General features: G+C 60.2%; 24 protein-coding genes, 1 riboswitch and 1 other annotated feature. Of the genes, 20 read left to right on the top strand and 4 right to left on the bottom strand.

From position 1 onward, the window contains the following. Window positions 1–140: 140 nt before the first annotated feature. The 11 genes from ACT8X9_RS08510 (at window position 141) to ACT8X9_RS08560 (ending at window position 9,544) form a co-directional block, all read left to right on the top strand. Window positions 141–437 carry a YhbY family RNA-binding protein gene (locus ACT8X9_RS08510; protein WP_227619857.1) on the top strand — a complete coding sequence of 99 codons (297 nt, stop codon included), beginning with the start codon at window positions 141–143 and terminating at the stop codon, window positions 435–437. Continuing rightward, window positions 437–1,114 (top strand): nicotinate (nicotinamide) nucleotide adenylyltransferase, encoded by a 678-nt coding sequence (nadD, locus tag ACT8X9_RS08515; RefSeq protein ID WP_444268718.1) that lies wholly within the window; start codon window positions 437–439, stop codon window positions 1,112–1,114. Before ACT8X9_RS08510 ends, nadD begins: the two co-directional genes overlap by 1 nt. Continuing rightward, a complete protein-coding gene (yqeK, locus tag ACT8X9_RS08520) occupies window positions 1,068–1,643 on the top strand; it encodes a bis(5'-nucleosyl)-tetraphosphatase (symmetrical) YqeK (protein WP_444268719.1) in 576 nt (191 codons plus the stop codon). Before nadD ends, yqeK begins: the two co-directional genes overlap by 47 nt. Before the next feature lie 98 nt (window positions 1,644–1,741). Further along, window positions 1,742–3,154 (top strand): LCP family protein, encoded by a 1,413-nt coding sequence (locus ACT8X9_RS08525; protein ID WP_444268720.1) that lies wholly within the window; start codon window positions 1,742–1,744, stop codon window positions 3,152–3,154. Between the two features lie 15 nt (window positions 3,155–3,169). Further along, window positions 3,170–3,550, top strand: a complete 381-nt coding sequence (rsfS, locus tag ACT8X9_RS08530; RefSeq protein ID WP_149793852.1) for a ribosome silencing factor — start codon at window positions 3,170–3,172, stop codon at window positions 3,548–3,550. 229 nt (window positions 3,551–3,779) lie between these two features. Further along, on the top strand, window positions 3,780–6,329 hold the full coding sequence (gene leuS / locus ACT8X9_RS08535; protein WP_444268721.1) for a leucine--tRNA ligase: 2,550 nt from the start codon (window positions 3,780–3,782) through the stop codon (window positions 6,327–6,329). A 190-nt stretch (window positions 6,330–6,519) separates the two neighbouring features. Then, the gene (gene rpsU / locus ACT8X9_RS08540) at window positions 6,520–6,696 is read left to right on the top strand and encodes a 30S ribosomal protein S21 (protein WP_005928271.1); all 177 of its coding nucleotides are present in this window, start codon (window positions 6,520–6,522) and stop codon (window positions 6,694–6,696) included. A 127-nt stretch (window positions 6,697–6,823) separates the two neighbouring features. After that, window positions 6,824–7,327, top strand: a complete 504-nt coding sequence (locus ACT8X9_RS08545; RefSeq protein WP_444268722.1) for a YqeG family HAD IIIA-type phosphatase — start codon at window positions 6,824–6,826, stop codon at window positions 7,325–7,327. Beyond that, on the top strand, window positions 7,324–8,187 hold the full coding sequence (locus ACT8X9_RS08550; protein ID WP_444268723.1) for a TIM barrel protein: 864 nt from the start codon (window positions 7,324–7,326) through the stop codon (window positions 8,185–8,187). The genes ACT8X9_RS08545 and ACT8X9_RS08550 overlap by 4 nt, the downstream gene beginning before the upstream one ends. A gap of 130 nt (window positions 8,188–8,317) precedes the next feature. Then, window positions 8,318–8,875, top strand: coding sequence for an elongation factor P (efp, locus tag ACT8X9_RS08555; RefSeq protein ID WP_015563681.1), 558 nt, complete (start codon window positions 8,318–8,320; stop codon window positions 8,873–8,875). 84 nt (window positions 8,876–8,959) lie between these two features. Then, window positions 8,960–9,544 carry a CD1247 N-terminal domain-containing protein gene (locus ACT8X9_RS08560; RefSeq protein ID WP_227619850.1) on the top strand — a complete coding sequence of 195 codons (585 nt, stop codon included), beginning with the start codon at window positions 8,960–8,962 and terminating at the stop codon, window positions 9,542–9,544. A gap of 101 nt (window positions 9,545–9,645) precedes the next feature. Here the strand turns inward: ACT8X9_RS08560 and argS are convergent, their stop codons facing one another. From argS to ACT8X9_RS08580, 4 genes are read right to left on the bottom strand one after another with little or no spacing between them, the layout of a single operon-like run. Continuing rightward, window positions 9,646–11,460, bottom strand: a complete 1,815-nt coding sequence (gene argS, locus ACT8X9_RS08565; protein WP_444268724.1) for an arginine--tRNA ligase — start codon at window positions 11,458–11,460, stop codon at window positions 9,646–9,648. 33 nt (window positions 11,461–11,493) lie between these two features. Beyond that, window positions 11,494–11,961, bottom strand: a complete 468-nt coding sequence (locus tag ACT8X9_RS08570) for a DUF1934 domain-containing protein (protein ID WP_227619848.1) — start codon at window positions 11,959–11,961, stop codon at window positions 11,494–11,496. A 15-nt stretch (window positions 11,962–11,976) separates the two neighbouring features. Next, window positions 11,977–12,801 carry a glutamate racemase gene (gene murI, locus ACT8X9_RS08575; RefSeq protein WP_227619847.1) on the bottom strand — a complete coding sequence of 275 codons (825 nt, stop codon included), beginning with the start codon at window positions 12,799–12,801 and terminating at the stop codon, window positions 11,977–11,979. Beyond that, window positions 12,794–13,894, bottom strand: coding sequence for a D-alanine--D-alanine ligase family protein (locus ACT8X9_RS08580; RefSeq protein ID WP_444268725.1), 1,101 nt, complete (start codon window positions 13,892–13,894; stop codon window positions 12,794–12,796). The genes murI and ACT8X9_RS08580 overlap by 8 nt, the downstream gene beginning before the upstream one ends. A gap of 305 nt (window positions 13,895–14,199) precedes the next feature. Here ACT8X9_RS08580 and rpmG point away from each other — a divergent pair, with 305 nt between their 5' ends. From rpmG to ACT8X9_RS08625, 9 genes are all read left to right on the top strand, one after another. Next, window positions 14,200–14,349, top strand: a complete 150-nt coding sequence (gene rpmG / locus ACT8X9_RS08585; RefSeq protein WP_005920501.1) for a 50S ribosomal protein L33 — start codon at window positions 14,200–14,202, stop codon at window positions 14,347–14,349. A 17-nt stretch (window positions 14,350–14,366) separates the two neighbouring features. Continuing rightward, window positions 14,367–14,618 carry a preprotein translocase subunit SecE gene (gene secE / locus ACT8X9_RS08590; protein WP_249234415.1) on the top strand — a complete coding sequence of 84 codons (252 nt, stop codon included), beginning with the start codon at window positions 14,367–14,369 and terminating at the stop codon, window positions 14,616–14,618. 28 nt (window positions 14,619–14,646) lie between these two features. Continuing rightward, window positions 14,647–15,177, top strand: a complete 531-nt coding sequence (gene nusG / locus ACT8X9_RS08595) for a transcription termination/antitermination protein NusG (protein WP_022257697.1) — start codon at window positions 14,647–14,649, stop codon at window positions 15,175–15,177. A 137-nt stretch (window positions 15,178–15,314) separates the two neighbouring features. Continuing rightward, entirely contained in the window at window positions 15,315–15,740 is a 426-nt protein-coding gene (gene rplK / locus ACT8X9_RS08600; protein ID WP_227619844.1) for a 50S ribosomal protein L11, read from the top strand. A 57-nt stretch (window positions 15,741–15,797) separates the two neighbouring features. Next, complete coding sequence (gene rplA, locus ACT8X9_RS08605; RefSeq protein WP_227619843.1) at window positions 15,798–16,490, top strand: 50S ribosomal protein L1; 693 nt, start codon at window positions 15,798–15,800, stop codon at window positions 16,488–16,490. A 67-nt stretch (window positions 16,491–16,557) separates the two neighbouring features. Further along, window positions 16,558–16,696: a sequence feature (ribosomal protein L10 leader region), on the top strand. A gap of 40 nt (window positions 16,697–16,736) precedes the next feature. Further along, a complete protein-coding gene (gene rplJ / locus ACT8X9_RS08610) occupies window positions 16,737–17,252 on the top strand; it encodes a 50S ribosomal protein L10 (protein ID WP_227619842.1) in 516 nt (171 codons plus the stop codon). Between the two features lie 71 nt (window positions 17,253–17,323). Next, the gene (gene rplL, locus ACT8X9_RS08615) at window positions 17,324–17,698 is read left to right on the top strand and encodes a 50S ribosomal protein L7/L12 (protein WP_227619841.1); all 375 of its coding nucleotides are present in this window, start codon (window positions 17,324–17,326) and stop codon (window positions 17,696–17,698) included. A gap of 131 nt (window positions 17,699–17,829) precedes the next feature. Continuing rightward, a riboswitch (ZMP/ZTP riboswitch) is annotated at window positions 17,830–17,915 on the top strand. A gap of 50 nt (window positions 17,916–17,965) precedes the next feature. Next, entirely contained in the window at window positions 17,966–19,627 is a 1,662-nt protein-coding gene (locus ACT8X9_RS08620; protein ID WP_227619840.1) for a formate--tetrahydrofolate ligase, read from the top strand. Window positions 19,628–19,939: 312 nt separating this feature from the next. Beyond that, window positions 19,940–20,668 (top strand): hypothetical protein (locus ACT8X9_RS08625; RefSeq protein WP_444268726.1); only part of this gene is annotated, 729 nt, incomplete at its 3' end.

Consider the following 20,668-nt stretch of genomic DNA (forward strand, 5'->3'; position numbering starts at 1 on the left):
TCGAAACGGAAAAAAGCTAGCCGCTTCGCTAAACGCTTTTTTCTCGTTTCTCCGATTTGAAGTCGCTGCGCGACGGATGTTCCTTTTTTGCAACCAATACTGAATATTAAAATAAAACGAATCACAAAGGAGAAACTATTATGCTGACGAGCAAACAGCGCGCGATCCTGCGCGGCAAGGCAAACACCATGGACCCCGTATTCATCGTGGGTAAGGGCGAGATCGACGAGACCATGATCCAGGGCGTCAAGGACTGCCTCGAGGCCCGCGAACTCATCAAGCTGAAGGTGCTGGAGAGCAGCATGTACAACGCCCGTGAGGCTTCCGTCAAGCTGGCGGAGGCCACCGGCGCCGACTGTGTGCAGGTCATCGGCTCCAAGTTCGTGCTCTACCTCCAGAAAAAGAAGGACAGCGCCTACGCCGACCTGCTGAAGTAATGCGGGTCCTGCTTTACGGCGGCTCCTTCGACCCCCCTCACTACGGCCATATGAACAACCTCCGCGCCGCCGCCGCCCGGGTAAGGCCCGACCGCGTGGTGGTCATGCCGGCGGGCGTCTCGCCCTTCAAGCAGGGCACGACCGCCTCCGGCCCGCTCCGGGTGGAAATGTGCGGGTGCTTTGCCGCGCTGGCCCGGGAGCTGGGCTTCGGCCTCGAAGTTAGCGGCTGGGAGGTGGAGCAGGCCGCGCTGGGCAGGAAAAATTACAGCGTTCTCACGCTGGAAAAGCTGGCCCGGGAGAATCCCGGCGATGAGCTGTATCTGGCCATCGGCAGCGATATGCTGCTTAGCTTCGACGGGTGGTGCCGCTGGGAGGACATCCTGAGGCTGGCCCGTCTGGTGGTCACGAGCCGGAACGTCGGCGACGACCCGGCGCTCCACGCAAAGGCCCGCCAGCTGGACGAAAGCGGGAGCCGCATCCTGTTCGCGCCGGTGGAAGCTCTGCCCATGGCATCCAGCGCCCTCCGCGCACGGCTCGCGGCCGGAGAGGAATGCGAAAAAGAGCTTCCGGCCTCGGTGCGCCGGGTCATCCGGCGCGAGGGGCTTTACACCAAAGGAGAAGAAGTCACAAATGAACCAGAAACAGGCAAAAGAGCTTGTGCGCAGCCGGTTGAGTGACAAGCGCTACGAGCACACCCTGAATGTGAAAAAGATGGCCGTCAAGCTGGCCAAGCGCCACGGCGTGGATGAGAACAGGGCCGCGCTGGCTGCGCTGCTCCATGACGCTGCGAAAGAGATCTCCAAAGACGAGATGCGTGCGCTGATGCGTCAGTATCCCCAGTACGCCGAGGGCGGAGAGGCCCGGCCCACCCCGGTCTGGCACGGCATCTGTGCCGCCATCCTCGCCCGCACCCAGTGGGGCGTGGAGGACGAAGCCATCCTCTCCGCCATCGCCTGTCACACGGCGGGCAAGGCGGGGATGTCCAAGCTGGACAAGGTGGTCTATCTGGCCGACATGACCAGCAAAGAGCGGGACTGGCCCGGCGTGAGCAGGCTGCGGAAGCTGGAGCTGAAGGACCTCGACGCTGCCATGCTGGCGGCCCTCCGGCAGACCAACGATTTCGTCCTCTCGCAGGGCAAGCCGCTGGACCCCGAATCCGCTGCTGCCTACGAGGATATCCTGAACCATCAGAAAAAAGAATGCTGATTGCGAATCGTGGGGAAGAATGGTATACTAAAAAGAGCACAGGAGCTTTGGCCGACGGCCGGCCTGCTCCCTAAAACGCTTGGAAGGAATAAGATGGAATGAGTCAGAATCCGCGTCATATCAAGACAGACCGTTCACTCAACCGCCCGACGGAACAGCGGGCCGAAAAAGCCTCCGCGTCCCGGTCTGTGCAGCCTGCCCAGCCGGACTTCTTTGCAGAGGAAGGACCCGCAGAGCCGCTGCGCCGCGCAGGCGCAGGCGGCGGCGCAAAGCCGCCCCGTGCCCCGTCTCCCGCAGGCAGAAGCGAGCCGCCCCGCCGCCGCAAAAAGAAGAAAAAGACCCCGCTCTGGCTCCCGCTGGTCGTGACGCTGGCGGTGCTGGCCGTCATCTCAGGCGTGGTGGTGTATGCCGCCAGCATGGTGAACCGGGTGGAGGAGAATATCCGCCCGGAGGAGGATGCTCCCTCCATCATCGAGGAGATCCAGACCCTCGAGGAATACAAGGGCGATGTGGTGAACATCCTCGTCTGCGGCATCGACTACGAGGAGGGCCGCAACTACTCCAACGACCCCACCTCCAACGATGGCATGACGGACATGATCCTCTACTGCCAGTTCGACATCAAGGGCGGTGCGCTGCGGATGCTGCAGATCCCCCGCAACAGTCTCGTGACCACCAAGAGCCGCAAGGTCGCCCTTTCGAACGGCAAGACCTACGCTGCCACCAACTATCAGATCAACTCCGTGGCCCTGTCCAACGGCGGCAGCATCGCCGCGCTGGCTGAGGTCATCTATGACCAGTACAAGCTGCCCATCGACTACTATGTGACGGTGGATATGCAGGCGCTGGTGGAGATGGTGGACAACTTCGGCGGCATCGAGGTCTATATCCCCCACGATATGTCCTTTGCAGGCAGCGCTCTCAAGAAGGGTTACCGCAATCTGGACGGAACATCGGCGGAGTTCTTCGTCCGCTGCCGCCACGGTCAGGGCTACTCCAACTCGGACATCGACCGCCTGAATATGCAGCGCTACTTCTACGCCGGCCTGTTCAAGCGGGTGCGCAGCATGGGCATCACTGACGTGCTCAACCAGCTGCCGCTGGTCTTCAACAACTATATCCACACGGATATGGATCTGACCACCATCGCCAAGATGCTGGTGTCCTTCACCCGCATCGACAGCGCCAACATCATGCTGGCGCAGACCCCTGTTTTCATGGGCGTGCCCAATGTGGGCGCGACCGAGAGCTTTGACGGCTACTCCTGTGTGGTGCCGGACGCCGGTTCCATCGCAGAGCTGCTCAACACCTATTTCCGCAATTATACCGGCCCGGTGAGTGCCGACGAGCTGAACCTCGTGACGGACAGCTGGCCCCACGGCACCGCCTCCACCAGCGCCAACGTCCAGTTCGTGGGCCAGCTGGATAAGGAGTCGGATGACGCCATCCTCAGCGGCGACACCGATGTGACAGGCGCGACCACCACCGACGGTCAGCCGGTCGGACAATGATAAGGAGAAACATCTATGGATAAGAACATCGACAGCAAGACCCTTGCCATTGAGATCGCAAAGATCCTCGACAAGAAGAAGGCGCAGGACGTGCGGGTGCTCAAGGTGGACAGCCTGACTGTCCTCACCGACTACTTCGTCATCGCCTCCGGTACGTCCACCACGCAGGTCGGCTCTCTGGCCGATGAGGTGGAGTACGAGCTTTCCCAGAGCGGCATCGAGCCGCACACCACCGAGGGCTTCGACTCCAAGAACTGGGTGCTGCTGGACTATTCCAGCGTCATCGTCCATGTCTTCGTGCCCAACACCCGCACCTACTACGACCTCGAGCACCTGTGGGCCGACGGCGAACCCATCGACATCTCGGAGTATCTGACCCCGGATAACAGTCTGTAAGGAGAACGGCTCGGGTGTGGAGATAACCTCTCCGTCACGCCTGCGGCGTGCCACCTCCCCTATCGAGGGGAGGCTTTGGCATTTCGTAAAGCTTAATCTCTTCGCCAGAGGCTCCCCTCGGTAGGGGAGCTGTCGAGCGAAGCGAGACTGAGAGGTTGTCCGCCGCATCGCTGAGTTTGTCATAAATCATTGGTATTGTTTTAGAAAAAGTCTGGAGCTGATTACAAAAATGAAGTATGATTACAAGGCCGTGGAGGCCAAGTGGCAGAAGGTGTGGGAGGACGAAAAGACCTTCCACGTTGAGATCGACCACGCCAAGCCCAAGTTCTATGCACTGGTGGAGTTCCCGTACCCCTCGGGTGCGGGCCTGCACGTCGGCCATCCCCGCAGCTACACTGCGCTGGATGTCGTGAGCCGCAAGCGCCGCCAGAACGGCTACAACGTGCTCTACCCGATGGGCTGGGACGCTTTTGGTCTGCCCACCGAGAACTTCGCCATGAAGAACCACATCCACCCGGCCATCGTCACCAAGAACAATGTGGACCACTTCCGCCAGCAGCTGAAGGCTCTGGGCTTCTCCTTCGACTGGGACCGTGAGATCAACACCACCGACCCCGAGTACTACAAGTGGACCCAGTGGATCTTCCTGCAGCTGTACAAGAAGGGTCTGGCCTACAAGAAGGAAATGAACGTCAACTGGTGCACCGGCTGCAAGTGCGTGCTGGCGAACGAAGAGGTCGTCAACGGCGTCTGCGAGCGCTGCGGCAGCGAGGTCGTCCACCGCGTCAAGAGCCAGTGGATGCTGAAGATCACCGCCTATGCCGATAAGCTCATCGACGGTCTGGATGGTCTGGATTACATCGAGCGCGTCGCCACCCAGCAGAAGAACTGGATCGGCCGCAGCCACGGCGCAGAGGTCAACTTCGGCACCACTGCAGGCGATACCCTCACCGTCTACACCACCCGCTGCGATACCCTGTTCGGTGCGACCTACATGGTCGTCTCTCCCGAGCACGCCATCGTCAAAGAGTGGCTGGAAAAGGGCATCCTCAAGAACGCCGACGCTGTCAAAGCCTATCAGGCCGAGGCGGCCCGCAAGAGCGACTTTGAGCGCAGCGAGCTGAACAAGGAGAAGACCGGCGTCCGTCTGGACGGCGTCATGGGCATCAACCTCGTCAACGACAAGGAGATCCCCATCTTCATCTCCGACTACGTCCTGTCCACCTACGGCACCGGCGCCATCATGGCCGTGCCTGCCCACGACACCCGTGACTGGGAGTTCGCCAAGAAGTTCGGCCTGCCCATCATCGAGGTCGTCAAGGGCAACATCCCCTCCAACCTCGACGAGGCGGCCTTCACCGATGTAGCCACCGGTACGCTGGTCAACTCCGGCTTCCTCGATGGCCTGTCTGTCACCGACGCCAAGAAAAAGATGATCGAGTGGCTGGAAGCCAACGGCAAGGGGCAGGATAAGGTCAACTACAAGCTCCGCGACTGGGTCTTCAGCCGTCAGCGCTACTGGGGCGAGCCGATTCCGATGGTCAAGTGCGAGAAGTGCGGCTGGCAGCCCCTGCCCGAGAGCAGCCTGCCTCTGACCCTGCCCGACATCACCGACTTTGAGCCGGGCCCCGATGGCGAATCTCCGCTGGCCCGTCATACCGACTGGGTCAAGACCACCTGCCCCTGCTGCGGCGGTCCTGCCACCCGCGAGACCGACACCATGCCGCAGTGGGCCGGTTCCTCCTGGTATTTCCTGCGCTATATGGATCCCCACTGCAAGGACGCCATCGCTTCCAAGGAGGCGCTGGAATACTGGTCTCCGGTGGACTGGTACAACGGCGGCATGGAGCACACCACCCTGCATCTGCTCTACAGCCGCTTCTGGCATAAGTTCCTCTACGACATCGGCGTCGTGCCCACCGCAGAGCCTTATCAGAAGCGCACGGCCCACGGCATGATCCTCGGTCTGAACCCCCACAGCTTCGTCAACCTGCCCGCTGAGGAGCAGGAGAAGCTGCTGAAGGAGTACGGCAGCCAGAAGGCCGCCGAGAAGGCGCTGGAGGAGAAGTACGGCGAGATGGCCCGCCACCCCATCGTCAAGATGTCCAAGTCTCTGGGCAATGTCATCAACCCCGATGAGGTGGTGGATACCTACGGTGCCGACACCATGCGTCTGTATGAGATGTTCATGGGCGACTTCGAGCAGGCTGCACCGTGGCAGACCTCGGCCATCGCAGGCTGCAACCGCTTCCTCGACCGCGTGTGGGCACTGTCCGACAAGCTGGTGGAGGGCGAGGGCTACCGTCCTCAGATCGAGACCCTGATGCACCAGACCATCAAGAAGGTGGGCGCGGACATCGAGGGCCTGAAGATGAACACCGCCATCGCCCAGCTGATGACGCTGGTGAACGCCCTGTACGACAATGGCGGCGCGACCAAGGCTGAGTTCGAGACCGTCGTCCAGCTGCTGAACCCCTTCGCTCCCCATATGACCGAGGAGCTGTGGGAGAAGCTGGGCCACAGCCACGACGAGCAGCTGGCCTACTATCCCTGGCCCAAGTACGAGGAGGCCAAGTGCGTCGAGTCCACCGTGGAAATCGCCGTGCAGGTCAACGGCAAGGTCAAGGCCCGTCTGAAGGTAGCCGCAGACATCACCTCTGAGGACGCCATCGCCGCCGCAAAGGCTGACCCGGCCGTCGCTGAGGCTCTGGCTGGCAAGACTGTGGTGAAGGAAATCTACGTCAAGGGCCGTCTGGTCAATCTGGCAGTCAAGGGCTAAACCTCTCAGTCTGCTGCGCAGACAGCTCCCCTAAAAAGGGGAGCCAAAGAGGAGTATGTTTTTTCGAAAAAACTTTCAAAAAAACTTTCTGAAAAAGGTTGACGAACGCATGAAAATGCGCTATACTGTCTACTGTTAGTTACCATGTAACAACGAAATTCCTGCCTCACGGTCCAAGGGAGGGAATAAGATGTCGGAAATTCGTGTTAAAGAGGGCGAGTCGCTGGAGAGCGCACTGCGTCGCTTCAAGCGTAGCACTGCCCGCAGCGGTGTGCTCGCAGAGGTCCGTAAGCGCGAGGCTTACGAGAAACCGTCTGTTAAGCGCAAGAAGAAGTCCGAAGCAGCCCGCAAGCGTAAGTTCAAGTAATTAACTGCTTGGAATCGCATTGTTGCTTTAGATTTCAAACGCGTTGCTAACGCCGATGTAGAGGAGCCTGAACTTCAGGCTCCTCTATTTTCATTTACGGCAGAGAGCAGAGAAAGGGAAAGCCGTTATGCTGATCACGCCCGAATATGTGTTTAAGGATGTCACCCACATCACCCCGGAGTTTCTGGCAGAAAAGGGAATCCGCGCCCTTGTGCTGGACATCGACAACACCCTCACCGCCGACCGCAGTCAGGAGCTGCCCGACGAGGTGGCCGGGTGGCTGGCCCGGATGCGGGAGGCCGGCATCGGCCTTACCATCGTCTCCAACGGCGCAGAGAAGCGGGTCCGCCCCTTCGCCCAGAAGCTGGGGCTGGCCTATCTCTACCGCTCGGCAAAGCCCCTGCCCTTCGCCCTGATGGCGGCCCGCCGCCGGATGGGCGTGAAGCGCCGGGAGATGGCGATGGTGGGCGACCAGCTCTACGCCGACCGGATGGCGGCGGCCCTCTACGGCATCCTGGGGCTGATGGTCATTCCCCGCGGCCCTGACCTCGGCGCACAGGTGGTGCTCAAGCGCAAGTGGGAAAAGCGCCACTGGCAGGAGTATTACGACCGGGGAGGGAAGACGCTGTGAGCGAATGGCATATCCGGTTCGGCACCGCCGGCACCAGCGACAGCTTCGAGGCCAAGGGCTACAAGACCAGCCTCGACATCCCCGCCTACACGGCAGAGATGGGGCTGGACGCCTTCGAGTACCAGTGCGGCCACGGCGTCCGCCTCGGGGTGGATAAGGCCCGGAGGATGGCCGCAGACGCCGCAGAGCGGGGCATCCTGTTCAGCGTCCACGCACCTTATTATATCAGTATGTCCAGCCTTGAGGAAGAAAAGCGGCTGAACAGCGTCCGCTACCTCCTCCAGAGCGCCGAGGTCTGCCGGGCGCTGGGCGGCAGGCGGATCATCTTCCACTCGGGCAGCTGCGGCAGACAGAGCCGGGAAGCTGCCCTCGAAAAGGCGCTGGACACCATGCGCCAGGCTGTGGAAACGCTGGATGAAGCGGGCTACGGCGATATGACCCTCTGCCCCGAGACCATGGGGAAGATCGGCCAGCTGGGCACGCTGGACGAGGTGCTGGCCCTCTGCGGGGTGGATGAGCGCATCACGCCCTGCATCGACTTCGGCCACCTGAACGCCCGGACGCTGGGCGGCATCCAGTCCAAGGCGGACTATGCCGTCCTCCTCGACCGTCTGGGTGAGGCGCTGGGAGATGAGCGTGCCCAGCGCTTCCACGTCCACTTCTCCCGCATCGAGTTCTCCGCCGGGGGCGAGAAACGCCACTGGACCTTTGCGCAGACTCAGTTCGGCCCTGAGCCGCAGCCTCTGATGGAGCTGCTGGCCGAGCGCAGGCTCGCACCGGTCATCATCTGCGAGAGCGCCGGCACGCAGGCCGAGGATGCGCAGGCCATGAAGAGGATGTATCAAGAGGCAAAGGGATAACCTCTTTGCACTTTTTGCTATTTTCAGCGTCTTTTTTGCCGAAACCCCTTGCCAAACGGCGCGGGATTGGGTAAAATAAATAGAGATATGCGTAATGCATCTGAGACATTAAACTAATGGAGGAATTCCTATGATTTCTGCAGGCGAGTTTCGCAATGGCGTGACCTTTGAGCAGGACGGCCAGGTTCTTCAGGTCGTCGAGTTCCAGCACGTCAAGCCCGGCAAGGGCGCTGCCTTTGTCCGCACCAAGACCAAGAACGTCATCACCGGCTCTGTGGTCGAGACCAGCTACAACCCGACCGCTAAGTTCCCGCAGGCTTTCATCGAGCGCAAGGACGTGACCTACAGCTATGAGGATGGTGACCTGTACCACTTCATGGACAACGAGACTTACGATGACATCCCCGTCAACGCAAGCGATGTGCCCGATAACTTCAAGTTCTGCAAGGAGAACGAGCTGTGCAAGCTGCTGAGCTACAAGGGCAAGGTCTTCAGCGTTGAGATTCCCAACTTCATCGAGCTGGAAGTCACCCAGACCGAGCCGGGCGTCAAGGGCAACACTGCCACCAACACCCTGAAGCCCGCTACCGTCGAGACCGGTGCTGAGATCCGCGTCCCCCTGTTCATCAACGAGGGCGACCACATCCGCATCGATACCCGCACGGGCGAGTATATGGAGCGCGTCTGATACGTTATCGATAAGACCGGGCAGCGGGCGACCGTTTGCCCGGTTTTTTCATAAAATGCTGTTTTGCGATAGGAGGTATTCCCTATGAAGGAAAAAGCTGCATACCTGAAGGGCCTGATCGATGGCCTTGGCATTGATGAGAGCACCAAAGAGGGCAAGGTCATCAAAGCTATGAGCGAGCTGCTGAGCGAGATGGCCGAGACTGTGGACAGCATCGACGAGGATGTCACCCATGCCTACGACCAGATCAACGACCTGAGCGAAGAGCTGGAAGACCTTGAAGCAGACCTGTACGAAGAGGACGACGCCGAGGACGAGGAAGAAGAGGACGACTCCGATGACGAGACCGAGGCCGACGACAACGCGGATGTGGCAGGTGAGCCTTACTACGAGGTGGCCTGCCCGGCCTGCGGCAAGACCGTCTATGTGAGCGAGGATGACCTCGACGTGGGCGAAGCCATCTGCCCCAGCTGCAAGGTGGCCTTTGAGGTCGCACTGGAAGACCCCGAGGACGACGAAGCAGCCGAGCAGGACGGTCCGGTGCAGTACGAAGTGACCTGCCCCGCCTGCGGCGCGACCTCCGTTGTAGACGAGGAAGCCCTGCTGGATGGCGAGCCTGTCTGCCCCAACTGCGGCAAGCCGCTGGACTTTGAGGTGACGGAGGAGTAAGCTCCGCCGCCGTTTCGGAAAACACAAGCCAAAAAGCGCCCCCGGAACTTTTTCAAGCTCCGGGGGCGCTTTGCTTATCTTATAAGGTACGGAGAGGCGGCTTACATCTTCTCAGGGACATTGATCTTGAACATGGTCAGCGCGTTGAAGATGACGTTCTTGACGCCGATGCAGAGGGCCAGACGGGCCTGCTGGACGGCGGGGTCTGCGCCCTGAATGCGGCAGCTGCCGTAGAAGCGGTGGAAGGCGCTGGCGAGGTCGATGACGAAGCGGTTGATGCGGCTGGGGTCATACTTCTCGGCGGCCATGACGATCTCCTGCGGGTAGGCGGCCAGCATCCGGATGAGGTCCATCTCAGACGGCTCGGTCAGCAGGGTGGCGTCGATCTGCTCCGCGCCTGCGAAGGCCACACCCTCGCTCTCCATCTTCTTGAGGATGGAGCAGATGCGGGCGTGTGCGTACTGGACGTAGTAGACCGGGTTGTCGTTGTCGGTCTTAACGGCCTGATCGAGGTCGAAGTCGATGCCGCTGCCGGCGTCGTGCATATTGAACAGGAAGCGGGCGCTGTCGATGGGCACCTCTTCCAGCAGGTCGGTCAGGGTGATGGCGTTGCCGGTGCGCTTGGACATACGGACGGGCTGGCCGTCCCGCATCAGGTTGACCATCTGCATCAGGACGACGTCGAGGTCCTCGCCGTGGAGGCCGATGGCGTCCATAGCGCCCTTCATGCGGGCGACATGGCCGTGGTGGTCTGCACCCCAGACGTCGATGGCCTTGGCAAAGCCGCGGGTGGCCAGCTTGTTGTAGTGGTAGGCGATGTCGGCGGCAAAGTAGGTGGGGATGCCGTTGGCGCGGACGAGGACCTCGTCCTTGGCCTCCTCCTCGGTGCCGTCGTCGGTCTTCTTCTTGTTGACGGTGCCGTACTTGGCGGCGTACTGGGCGCTGCGGTACATCACAGCGCCGTCCTCGGCCTTATAGCAGGCCCCCAGCTCCAGCAGCTTGTCCACCACGGCCAGCACAGCGCCGGACTCGTGGAGGGTGCTCTCGTGGAACCAGACGTCGTAGTCGATGCGGTACTTGCCGAGGTCGCGCTTGAGGGCAGCGATGTTCTTGGGCAGGGCGTAGGCCACGAGGGCGTCCTTGAGGGCGGCGAAGGCCTCGCTCTCAAAGAGGGTCTCCTCGTCCATCCCCTTGCAGGCAGCGACGTACTTGTCACCGTTCTGCTCGGCAAACTCGCCGGCCAGAACCTTGATGTCGCCGCCCTGATAGCACTCAGCGGGCAGGGGATAGGCCTCCTCGCCGCAGTACTGCTGGAGATAGCGGACGGCGAGGCTCTTGCCGAACTTCTGGATCTGGTTGCCCGCGTCATTGATATAGAACTCGCGGGTCACGTCGTAGCCCGACCAGTCGAGGACAGCGGCCAGACAGTCGCCCAGAGCGCCGCCGCGGGCGTTGCCCATGTGCATGGGGCCGGTGGGGTTGGCAGAGACGAACTCCACATTGTACTTTGCGCCCTTGCCGTGGTCGGTGCGGCCATACTCCTTGTTTGCGCAGGCACCCAGCACGACGCCGGCCCAGAAGGAGGGGGCAAGGAAGAGGTTGATGAAGCCGGGGCCGGCCACCTCGACCTTAGCGAAGACGCCGCCGGTCAGGTCGGGCAGGTGGGCGATGAGGGCGTCGGCGATCATCTTGGGGGCCTTGCGCCAGGTGCGTGCACCGGCCATGGCGATGTTGGAAGCGATGTCGCCGTTCTTGACGTCGGCGGGGATCTCCACAATGAAGGTGGGCAGCTCGGCCTCGGGCAGAGCGCCGTCGGCCATTGCGGCCTTGGCGGCGGCAGTCAGCAGGGCACGGGCCTCGTCCAGCGCGGTCTGCCGGGGGTTGTAGTTCTGGTAGGTCTTTTCAAAGTCGGTCATTGGTATGATTCCTTTCATTTGAGGTGCATATCCTTAGTTGACGTGCTGTACCGTCATTTCCAGCGTGTTGCGGCTGACGATGCGGGCATCGTCGGCGTCCAGCAGGTAGCTGAAAGAGGCGCTGCCGCCTTTTTCGGTCAGCTGACAATCGATGCCGTCGCCGGTGACGCCCAGCGTCAGAGAGCCGACCTCCGTCTCATAGTGGCAGAGGTTGCGGCGGTCGCGCTCGATGAGGAGCTGGCTGTTGGCCCGCCCGAAGCGGAGAAGAGCCACTCGGCTGCCGTCCTCGGCGATCTTGATGGTGGTGGTGCAGCCCTCGAAGCCGATGGTCTGTGTCTCCTTGTAGGAGATGTAGTAGCTGCCGTTCTTTTTGGTAAAGCTGCCCCGGGTCATCAGCTCGATGTGGTCGCGGTCCTCCTCGCGGATGACGCCCTCGTTGTCGAACTGGTCGATGGAGCTTTTGATGCGGATGATGTAATTTTCAATGGGTGATCTGCTCACAGTTTTGTGTCCTTATCAGTATTTTTCAATGGCGACCTGATCGATGAGTCCACCCTTGTACTCCCCGAGGAAAAGGTCGGCGGTCTGGGCGAAGCTGTCAGGCACGTCGCTGACGTAGAAATGGGCCTCGCCCTTTTCGTGGTCTCCCTTCAGGCCGTGCTCGCTGAGCGTCCGTTCCAGATGATGGGCGGCGGTCTGGGCCGGGTCCACGAGGGTGACGTTCTTGCCCATGTACCAGCCGATCATCTCCTTGAGCAGGGGATAGTGGGTGCAGCCGAGGATGAGGGTGTCCACCCCGGCCTCCCGCACCTCGGCCAGATACTGCGCGATGACCAGACGGGTCACCTGCTGCTTGTCGAGGGCACTGTGGTCCACATAACCGGCCTCCACGAGGGGGACGAAGAGGGGACAGGGACGGGCGGTGATCTCCACGCCGGGGACAAGCTTCCGCAGCAGGGTCTCATAACTGCGGGAACGGATGGTGGCCGCCGTGCCGATGACGCCGATGCGGCGGTTGCGGGTGACGAAGGCTGCCTCCCGGGCGGCGGCGTCCACGACGCCCAGATAAGGGACGGGGAGCTTCGCGGCCTCGGCGGCGGGGTAGATGCTGGACACCGTGCCGCAGGCGGCCATGATGCACTTCACATCCTTCGACAGCAGGAAGGCGATGTCCTGCCGGGCGTACTGCAAAATAGTCTCAGGGCTGCGGCTGCCGTAGGGGACGCGGCCGGTATCGCCGAAATAGACGATGTTCTCGTGGGGAAGGCGCTTGCGCAGCTCCCGCACGCCGGTCAGCCCGCCAAGGCCGCTGTCGAATACGCCGATGGGACGGTTATCCATGCTGCTTTTCCGTCCTTTCCAGAGCCAGAGCGATGAGGCGGTCGATGAGGGCGGGCACGGGAATGCCCTCGTGCTCCATCAGCTTGGGATACATACTGATGGGGGTAAAGCCGGGGAGGGTGTTGATCTCGTTGATGAGGACGCGGCCGGTGTTCTTCTCTACAAAGAAGTCGCAGCGGGCCAGACCTTCGCAGCCCAGTGCGGTGTAGGCCATGGCGGCGTAGGTCTTCACCTCGTCCAGCTTCTCTTCGGGCAGCTTTGCCGGGATGACCACCTGACTGACGCCGTTCTTGTACTTGTCGTCGTAGGTGTAGAATTCCGCGCCTGCCAGAATTTCGCCCGGGCGGGTGGAGACGGCGGGGTCAGAGCCGATGACGGCGCACTCCACCTCGTGGCCGTCCACGAAGGCCTCAAAGACTACCTTGCGGTCGTTTGCCAGAGCCAGACGGATGGCCTCCTTCAGCTCAGTGCAGTCGTGGGCCTTGGTGATGCCCACGCTGGAACCGGCGTTGGCGGGCTTGACGAAGATGGGCCAGCCCAGCTTGGCGATGACGCCGTCACAGACGCCCTCGGGGTCGCACTCGATCTCCCAGCGGGTGGCGGAGAGCCACTTGGTGTGGGGGATGCCGGAAGCGTCGAACATAGCGTTGGCCACTGCCTTGTCCATGCAGACGGCGCTGGCCAGAACGCCACAGCCGACGTAGGGGATGCCGGCCAGCTCCAGCAGACCCTGCACGGTGCCGTCCTCGCCCCACAGGCCGTGGAGGACGGGGATGACCACATCGGCGCGGACCTTCTCCACCTGCCCGGCGGGGGTGAAGAGGATGAGGCCGTGGTCGGCGCGGTCGGGGCTGACCACGCAGGGCATATTGCCCGGAAGCTCTTCCCAGCTGCCGTCGGCCATCTGGGCCGAGGTGGCTTCGGTGTAGAGCCAGCGGCCATCTTTCGTGATGCCGATGGTCAGCAGCTCGTAGCGCTGGCGGTCGAGCTGGTCCACGAAGGTGCCGGCGGACACGCGGCTGACCTCGTGCTCACTGGACATCCCGCCGAACAGGACGACGACGCACATTTTATGTTCAGAATCGGATAACATAATCGATCTCTCCTGATCTCAGGGCCGCTGCACCCGGCAGACAGGCCCAAAATTTAGTCTATATCCATAGATACACTTATTATATAATATTTATGTCCGGGATGCAAGCGCCGCCGCACAGACAGGCCGGGAGAAAGAAAAAGCAAAAAACCAGAAAAAACGCAGGATTTCCGCTTGACGAATGGAAAAAGACGTGATACAATGATAACACCTCTTTTGCGGGGTTATTAAGTGCGCCTGTTTAGAGGGCACACCCGCAAGCCGAGGGAGGTTCAAAACAACCGTTATAATGGAGGTGTCAACAAATGACCGTTAAAATCACTCTGGCCTGCACCGAGTGCAAGCAGCGCAACTACAACACCACGAAGAACAAGAAGAACAACCCCGATCGTCTCGAGATGAAGAAGTACTGCCGCTTCTGCAAGAAGCACACCGTTCATCGCGAAACCAAGTAAGAAAGGCGGACAACATCATGGCAGACAAAACCGAGAAAAAGCCGGGCTTTGTGGCCAGAATGAAGGCCGCCGTGAAGGGTTTTGCCGCAAATGCGGCAAAGTTCTTCCGCGACACGAAGAGCGAGCTGAAAAAGGTCGTGTGGCCGTCTAAGGCGGACATCAAGACCAACACCGTCGTGGTGCTCGTGACTGTGGCGATCGCAGCCGTCGTGATGATCGCACTGGATGCCGTCTTCGGCGGTATTCTGGGCCTTATCATCGGCGCTTGAATCATCTTGAAACGGAGGGTCAACCAGAATGGAAGAGCAGTCCAATGAGGCTCTTTGGTATGTCGTGCATACCTATTCCGGCTACGAAAACAAAGTGGCAACGGACTTACAGACTATGGTGGAGAACCGCCGCCTGCAGGATCTGATCTGCGACATCAAGGTCCCGACCGAGATGGTCCCCGAGATCAAGGACGGCAAGGAGCGTATGGTGGAGCACAAGCTGTTCCCCGGCTACGTTCTGGTCAAGATGGTCATGAACGACGACACTTGGTATGTCGTGCGCAACACGCGCGGCTGCACCGGTTTCGTCGGCCCTGCCTCGAAGCCTGTCCCCCTGACCGCTGAGGAAGTGGAGAAGATGGGCGTCGAGAAGGCGGCTCCGCTGACCGTCGATTTCAAAGTCGGCGATACCGTGCAGATCACCGCCGGCCCTCTGGAAGGCTTTATGGGCCTTGTGGAGGGGATCGATACCGAGAGCTTCAAAGTCAAGCTCAAGGTCAATATGTTCGGCCGCGAGACGCCCGCAGAGGTGGACATCGCGCAGGTCGAGCTGCCGTAACCAACCGGCACAGACCGTTCTACCAAGGTAAGACCGCAGTGCGGTTCTTATAGAGCGTGCACATCGGGTGCGCGCTCGTGGGAGGCGCGGAGACACCGCGCCGCAACTCACCACAGATTTTTGGAGGTGCATTTACTATGGCACAGAAAGTTACTGGCTACATTAAGCTGCAGATCGAGGCCGGCAAGGCGACTCCGGCTCCCCCTGTTGGCCCTGCTCTGGGTCAGAAGGGCGTCAACATCATGGCCTTCACCAAGGAGTTCAACGAGCGTACTAAGAATCAGATGGGCTATGTCATCCCCGTCGTCATCACCGTCTACGCTGACCGCTCCTTCAGCTTCATCACCAAGACTCCTCCGGCAGCTGTTCTGATCAAGAAGGCCGCTGGCATCAACACCGCTTCCGGCAAGCCCAACAAGGAAAAGGTCGCTACTCTGACCGCCGCTCAGGTGGAAGAGATCGCCAAGACCAAGATGCCCGACCTGAACGCTGCTTCTCTGGAAGCTGCATGCAGCATGGTCCGCGGCACCTGCCGTTCCATGGGCATCACTGTCGAGGGCTGAGACATAAACAGTGGGAGGGCATAACACTGCCCGCATGACCACACAGGAGGATATACAATGAAACATGGCAAGCACTATGTCGACGCTGCAAAGCTGGTCGATTCTACTAAAATGTACGATGTGAACGAGGCTCTGGAGCTGGCTTGCAAGACCGCTTCTGCCAAGTTCGACGAGACCGTCGAGCTGCACGTCCGTCTGGGCGTCGATGGCCGCCACGCTGACCAGCAGGTCCGCGGCGCTGTCGTCCTGCCCAACGGCACTGGCAAGACCGTCCGCGTCTGCGCCATCGCAAAGGGCGCTGCTGCCGCTGCTGCTGAGGCAGCCGGCGCTGATATTGTCGGTGATGATGAGCTGATCGCAAAGATCGCCGGCGGCTTCATGGACTTCGACGTTGTCGTCACCACCCCCGACATGATGGGCCGCGTCGGCCGTCTCGGTAAGGTGCTGGGCCCCCGCGGCCTGATGCCCAACCCCAAGGCTGGTACTGTCGCTCCCGATCTGGGCAAGGCAGTCACCGAGGCCAAGGCTGGTAAGATCGAGTACCGTCTGGACAAGCAGAACATCATCCATGTCCCCGTGGGCAAGGCTTCCTTCGGTGCAGAGAAGCTGTACACCAACCTGGATACCGTCATGAGCGCCATTGCAAAGGCTAAGCCCGCCGCTGCAAAGGGCACTTACTTCAAGAGCGCTACCATCGCCACCACCATGGGCCCTGGCATCCGTCTCAACACCCTGAAGTACGGCGTCTGATTTTTGGATCAAGAGTACTTTTTTGAAAAAATTCAAAAAAGTACTTGACAACTCCGCACGTTTGCGGTAAAATAATCATGCTGTTTTTGAGACAGCAGGTGCTGGAGTCCAGCGTAAGGCTATGCCGCCTGCCGAGAAACGTGCGTAAAGTTGCTTTATGCCTCTTTCTCGGCCAAGTGCGGGAAAGAGGCTTTTTTCGTTGCTCACCAGCTTTCGATATAAGTTTTTGAAACGAGGTGAAACCGAATGCCCAGTGCAAAGATTCTTTCTGAGAAGCAGGCTTATGTCGCTGATCTGAAGGCAAAGTTTGAGAGTGCGGTTTCCGGCTGCGTCGTCGCTTACGGCGGCATCAACGTCGAGAACGACACCAAGCTCCGTAAGGAGCTGCGTGAGGCAGGCGTCGATTACATGGTCGTGAAGAACACCATGCTGCGTCTGGCTGTCAAGGGCACTTCTCTGGAGGCCCTGGCTGAGCAGTTCAAGGGCGATACCGCTATCGCTTTTGCTCACGAGGAGGACCCCATGTCCGCTGCCCGCATCCTGTGCAAGTATCAGGATGGCGATAAGTCCAAGAAGTTCGTCGTGAAGGCAGGCTTCATGGAGGGCAAGGTCATGGACGCTGCCGAGACCAACGCCATCGCAAAGCTGCCCAACCGCGAAGGCATGCTGTCCATGTTTGCAGGCGCCCTCACCAGCACTCTGTCTGGTCTGGCTGTTGCAATGCAGGCTTATGCCGACAAGCAGGAGGAGCCTGCTGCCTAATGGCTGCATGACCGCTGCTTAAAACACATCTGAAACAAACAACAAACCATTTATATTGGAGGGTTACTACTATGGCTTCTGAGAAGATTACTGCCATCATCGACTCCGTCAAGGAGCTGTCCGTTCTGGAGCTGAAAGAGCTGATCGACGCATACTGCGAGGAGTTCGGCGTTTCTGCTGTTGCTGCTGCTGCTCCCGCTGCTGCTGGCGCTGCTGCTGCCGCTGAGGAAGAGAAGACCGAGTTCGACGTCATCCTGGTCGAGGCTGGCGCTGGCAAGATGGGCGTCATCAAGCTGGTCAAGGAGATCACCGGTCTGGGCCTGAAGGAGGCTAAGGCTATCGTTGATGGCGCTCCCAAGGCTGTCAAGGAGAAGGCTTCCAAGGCTGAGGCTGACGACATCAAGAAGAAGCTGGAGGATGCCGGCGCTAAGGTTGAGGTTAAGTAATTTAATCTCCCTGAAGTTGGCTTCTTGAATTTCGATTCTTGAACAAAGAGGCGCTCTCGCTGCAAGGCGGGAGCGTCTTTTTTCGTTTGTGCTTGACAAACCCTGCGCGGGTGTGTTATCTTTTAGATGTTAGCTGACCCTTCTGCTGACGGATCTTGTGGAGCACCACAGTGCGGAAGGGAAGAAAAGCTTTTTGCCGACCGTCTGGGCAGCCTTGCGTAATGGTGCGCAAAGCTGCCTTTTTTGTTATCAAGGAGGATGCTGAACATGAAGTCTGACATCGAGATCGCACAGGAAGCCAAAATGAAGCCCATCGCAGAGATCGCCGCCGGTCTGGGCCTTGCCGACGAGGACGTGATCCCCTATGGCCGCTACAAGGCCAAGATCAACCACCGCCTCATCCATAAGGCCTCGAAGCAGGGCAAGCTGATCCTCGTCACGGCCATCAGCCCCACCCCCGCAGGCGAGGGCAAGACGACCACCAGCGTGGGTCTGGCCGACGCCATGAATGCGCTGGGCAAGAAGACCATGCTCTGCCTCCGCGAGCCTTCCCTCGGCCCCGTTTTTGGCGTCAAGGGCGGCGCAGCCGGCGGCGGCTATGCGCAGGTGGTGCCGATGGAGGACATCAACCTCCACTTCACCGGTGACCTCCACGCCATCGGCGCAGCCAACAACCTGCTGGCCGCGATGATCGACAACAGCATCCAGCAGGGCAACCCCCTGAACATCGACCCCCGCCGCATCACTTGGAAGCGCTGCATGGACATGAACGACCGTCAGCTCCGCTTCATCGTGGACGGTCTGGGCGGCAAGGTCAACGGCACTCCCCGGGAGGACGGCTTCGACATCACCGTCGCCAGCGAGGTCATGGCCATCTTCTGCCTCGCTACCAGCATCTCCGACCTGAAAGAGCGCCTCGCCAAGATCGTCTGCGCCTACACCTACGACGGCAAGCCCGTCACCGCCGGGGAGATCGGCGCGGCCGGTGCCATGACCGCCCTGCTGAAGGATGCGCTCGACCCCAACCTCGTCCAGACCCTCGAGAACAACCCCGCCATCATCCACGGCGGCCCTTTCGCCAACATCGCCCACGGCTGCAACAGTGTCATGGCCACCAAGCTCAGCCTCTCGCTGGCCGATTACGTCATCACCGAGGCCGGCTTCGGCGCAGACCTCGGCGCGGAAAAGTTCCTTGACATCAAGTGCCGCTATGCGGGCATTGCGCCCAGCGCCTGCGTGCTGGTAGCGACCCTCCGCGCCCTCAAGAGCCACGGCGGTGTGGCAAAGGCGGACTTGAACGCTCCCAACCTCGAGGCCGTCAAGAAGGGCGCAGCCAATCTTGTCCGCCACATCGACAACATGAAGAACGGCTTCGGTCTGCCCGTGGTGGTGGCAATCAACGCCTTCCCCACTGACACCGCCGAGGAGCAGGCCTACGTCGAGCAGGTCTGCGCCGAGCAGGGCGTGCCCTGCGTCCTGAGCGAAGTCTTTGCCAAGGGCGGCGAGGGCGGCAAAGCGCTGGCAGAGAAGGTGCTGGACATCATGGAGGACTGCTCCGTCCAGTACACCTACCCGCTGGAGATGCCCCTGAAGGATAAGATCAGCGCCATCGCCACGAAGATCTACCGCGCCGACGGCGTGAGCTACAGCGCTGCTGCCGCCAAGACGCTGGCCGAGCTGACGGAGATGGGTTACGGCGATCTGCCCGTCTGCATCGCCAAGACCCAGTACAGCTTCAGCGATAATGCCAAGCTCACCGGCGCGCCCACCGGCTTTACGATGGAGGTGCGTGAGGTGCGTCTGGCTGCGGGTGCCGGTTTCGTGGTGGTCATCTGCGGAAACATCATGACCATGCCCGGTCTGCCCAAGAAGCCCGCTGCCGTGGGTATCGATGTGGACGCCGACGGCAAGATCACAGGCCTGTTCTAAACGAAATTTCGTTCCATTCCTGCCCCTGCTGTCCCTCGGGATGGCGGGGGCTTTTTTGTGATATAGCCCAAAAAGTTAGCCGATAATTGTGCATTCTGCTCTGAAACTGTGTACAAAGGGTGTGAGATTTGAGAAAAAAGTCTTCATGTGGTTTACAAAAGTGTAACAAACTGTTATACTTTACAGCAGTGAATATAGCAGTTTGCGTTTTTAATGCACAAGCAACATCCGCAAACTGCATATCGCAAATATGCTATTTTGATAGGCACTATTTTTGAAAATTGCGATAATAGCTGAAGGGATGAGTCAAACATGGAATGTGCGCCGCACCGGATGTGGAAGAAACTGATGGCCCTTGTGCTGTCGCTCGTGATGATGGCTGTGATGCTGCCGGGAGCGCTGGCCGTAGACCTCAATGTGGACGCAGGCTTCTACTTCAAACAGAGCCGGGGCGGAACCTGTACGCTGGCTTCTGCCGCCATGATGCTTCGCCGCCGCGCTTTTCTGGACGGCCTGACCGACTGGACGGACGTGACCGAGAATAGCGTCCGGGGCAGTGCATGGTCCGGGGGACTGGCCCACAGTTTCAACTATAATGCCATGCAGGTGGGCTACGCCACCCTGCCCTCCGGCACGGAAGCCAAGAAGCAGACGCTCATCCAGCTGCTGGCCGAGCACCCCGAGGGCATCGTCCTCTATGACCGCAGCCGTCCCCACGCCGTTCTCCTGACGGATTACACCGACGGCGTCTTCTATTGCTCCGACCCGGCCGGGAGCGTTTCGCTGGGCCGCGTGCCCATCTCGGCGGCAAGCATCTCCATCGCGGGGGCGTCCTGCTACTGGTACATCACCTCGGATCAGAATAGTGTCACGGCCTCGCCGGACAGCCTTCGTCTGGAAGGGATGCACTACCCGGTCAACATCCGCACCGGAAAGGGCATGAGCGTGAGCGGCATCGCCGCCAGCGCCTCGAACGCCGTACTGACGGAGGTCGAGGTGGTCATCCTTGACGCCAACGACCAGACCGTCCAGAGCGCCGAA

This window comes from Faecalibacterium sp. (assembly GCF_052358865.1).
In the GTDB taxonomy this organism is placed as follows: domain Bacteria; phylum Bacillota; class Clostridia; order Oscillospirales; family Ruminococcaceae; genus Faecalibacterium; species Faecalibacterium butyricigenerans.

What these genes read in the sequence shown, in the direction of transcription:
- ACT8X9_RS08510 (WP_227619857.1), top strand. Translation starts at nt 141, where the DNA reads ATGCTGACGAGCAAACAGCGCGCGATCCTGCGCGGCAAGGCAAACACC.
- nadD (WP_444268718.1), top strand. Translation starts at nt 437, where the DNA reads ATGCGGGTCCTGCTTTACGGCGGCTCCTTCGACCCCCCTCACTACGGC.
- yqeK (WP_444268719.1), top strand. Translation starts at nt 1,068, where the DNA reads ATGAACCAGAAACAGGCAAAAGAGCTTGTGCGCAGCCGGTTGAGTGAC.
- ACT8X9_RS08525 (WP_444268720.1), top strand. Translation starts at nt 1,742, where the DNA reads ATGAGTCAGAATCCGCGTCATATCAAGACAGACCGTTCACTCAACCGC.
- rsfS (WP_149793852.1), top strand. Translation starts at nt 3,170, where the DNA reads ATGGATAAGAACATCGACAGCAAGACCCTTGCCATTGAGATCGCAAAG.
- leuS (WP_444268721.1), top strand. Translation starts at nt 3,780, where the DNA reads ATGAAGTATGATTACAAGGCCGTGGAGGCCAAGTGGCAGAAGGTGTGG.
- rpsU (WP_005928271.1), top strand. Translation starts at nt 6,520, where the DNA reads ATGTCGGAAATTCGTGTTAAAGAGGGCGAGTCGCTGGAGAGCGCACTG.
- ACT8X9_RS08545 (WP_444268722.1), top strand. Translation starts at nt 6,824, where the DNA reads ATGCTGATCACGCCCGAATATGTGTTTAAGGATGTCACCCACATCACC.
- efp (WP_015563681.1), top strand. Translation starts at nt 8,318, where the DNA reads ATGATTTCTGCAGGCGAGTTTCGCAATGGCGTGACCTTTGAGCAGGAC.
- ACT8X9_RS08560 (WP_227619850.1), top strand. Translation starts at nt 8,960, where the DNA reads ATGAAGGAAAAAGCTGCATACCTGAAGGGCCTGATCGATGGCCTTGGC.
- argS (WP_444268724.1), bottom strand. Translation starts at nt 11,460, where the DNA reads ATGACCGACTTTGAAAAGACCTACCAGAACTACAACCCCCGGCAGACC.
- murI (WP_227619847.1), bottom strand. Translation starts at nt 12,801, where the DNA reads ATGGATAACCGTCCCATCGGCGTATTCGACAGCGGCCTTGGCGGGCTG.
- ACT8X9_RS08580 (WP_444268725.1), bottom strand. Translation starts at nt 13,894, where the DNA reads ATGTTATCCGATTCTGAACATAAAATGTGCGTCGTCGTCCTGTTCGGC.
- rpmG (WP_005920501.1), top strand. Translation starts at nt 14,200, where the DNA reads ATGACCGTTAAAATCACTCTGGCCTGCACCGAGTGCAAGCAGCGCAAC.
- secE (WP_249234415.1), top strand. Translation starts at nt 14,367, where the DNA reads ATGGCAGACAAAACCGAGAAAAAGCCGGGCTTTGTGGCCAGAATGAAG.
- nusG (WP_022257697.1), top strand. Translation starts at nt 14,647, where the DNA reads ATGGAAGAGCAGTCCAATGAGGCTCTTTGGTATGTCGTGCATACCTAT.
- rplK (WP_227619844.1), top strand. Translation starts at nt 15,315, where the DNA reads ATGGCACAGAAAGTTACTGGCTACATTAAGCTGCAGATCGAGGCCGGC.
- rplA (WP_227619843.1), top strand. Translation starts at nt 15,798, where the DNA reads ATGAAACATGGCAAGCACTATGTCGACGCTGCAAAGCTGGTCGATTCT.
- rplJ (WP_227619842.1), top strand. Translation starts at nt 16,737, where the DNA reads ATGCCCAGTGCAAAGATTCTTTCTGAGAAGCAGGCTTATGTCGCTGAT.
- rplL (WP_227619841.1), top strand. Translation starts at nt 17,324, where the DNA reads ATGGCTTCTGAGAAGATTACTGCCATCATCGACTCCGTCAAGGAGCTG.
- ACT8X9_RS08620 (WP_227619840.1), top strand. Translation starts at nt 17,966, where the DNA reads ATGAAGTCTGACATCGAGATCGCACAGGAAGCCAAAATGAAGCCCATC.